This window comes from Pseudomonas sp. rhizo66, assembly GCF_031931925.1.
GTDB lineage: Bacteria > Pseudomonadota > Gammaproteobacteria > Pseudomonadales > Pseudomonadaceae > Aquipseudomonas.
In genome coordinates this window covers 1-1,256 of record NZ_JAUJWZ010000049.1, presented here as the reverse complement: position 1 = coordinate 1,256, position 1,256 = coordinate 1, and the positions used below count along the sequence as shown (strand labels likewise).

Annotated in this window: 1 protein-coding gene; it reads left to right on the top strand. The window is 53.2% G+C overall.

All coding sequences use genetic code 11. The features are described 5' to 3' along the window. The first annotated feature begins 64 nt into the window (after positions 1-64). Positions 65-1,248, top strand: a protein-coding gene (locus tag QZR14_RS27895; RefSeq protein ID WP_250608374.1) for an IS3 family transposase whose coding sequence is annotated in 2 segments (ribosomal slippage) — positions 65-329 and positions 329-1,248 — 1,185 coding nt in all. Because the reading frame shifts where the segments join, the coding sequence is not laid out codon by codon here. Positions 1,249-1,256: the final 8 nt, after the last annotated feature.

The window sequence follows — 1,256 nt, the reverse complement described above, 5'->3', positions numbered from 1 at the left end:
TGCAGTGGTCTAATTTCCCCGGACACCTCGATAGGTGGAAAATACATCTATTGAGGAGTTATTCATGACTAAAAAACGCAGGGCATTCGACGACAGCTTCAAGCTGCAAGTCGTGAAGATGATCAAGGATCAGGGACTCACCGTTGTGCAGGTTTGCCAGGATCTGAACATTGGTGAGACAGCCGTTCGACGCTGGATTCAGCAATACGAGGCAGAGCAACTGGGGCAGGCCGGAATCGGCAAGCCATTAACGGCGGAACAGCAGCGCATTCGGCAGTTGGAGCAGGAAAATCGGCAGCTCAAGATGGACAACGACATCTTAAAAAAGGCTACCGCCTTCTTTGCCCGCGAGCTGAAGTAACGTATCGACTGGTTCGGCAGCTGCAACAGAAGGCTTACTCGCTAGCGCATGTCTGTCGTTTATTGAGCGTCAGTCGCTCTGGTTTCTATGAAGCGCAGAAGCGTGCTGAAGCGCCTGTTCTCCGGAACTGTGCTGTCGTTGTGCAACTCAAGGCATCTTTTGCTGAAAGTGGTGGCTGCTACGGCAGTCGCCCTTTGCGTGATGCTTTACGTGAGAAAGGCATATTTGTTGGGTTGTATAGAATCCGCCGCTTGATGCGCGCCCACGGGCTACGCTCGGCCTGGAAGCGCAAATTTGTACACACCACCGATAGCAATCATGACCTGCCGGTTGCCGGGAATGTACTGAACCGCAAATTTGATCCAGCGGCACCAAACAAGGCTTGGGTGGCTGACATCACCTACATACGAACCCGAAGTGGCTGGCTCTATCTAGCCGTTGTACTGGACTTGTTCTCACGCAAGATAGTGGGCTGGTCGATGGCCCCGAACATGCCGGCAGAGCTGGTGTGCACCGCGATGCAACTGGCCATCGCACAGCGTCAACCGCCACCAGGTCTGATTGCCCACTCGGATCGCGGCAGCCAATATGCCAGTGCCAGTTATAGAGAGTTACTGGCAAGAAACGACATGCAGCAGAGCATGAGCCGTAAAGGTAATTGCTGGGATAACGCAGTAATGGAACGCTTCTTCCTGAGCTTGAAAATGGAGCGGGTATGGCGACGTGACTACGCCAACCATGCTGAAGCGATTCGTGACATCACCGAGTACATCGTTGGATTTTACAACAACGAACGGTTGCACTCGAAACTGGGTTATCTGCCACCGACCGCTTATGAGCGGGCGATGGCGTCAAAACCACCTATCGAGGTGTCCGGAATTAGTTGACCACTGCA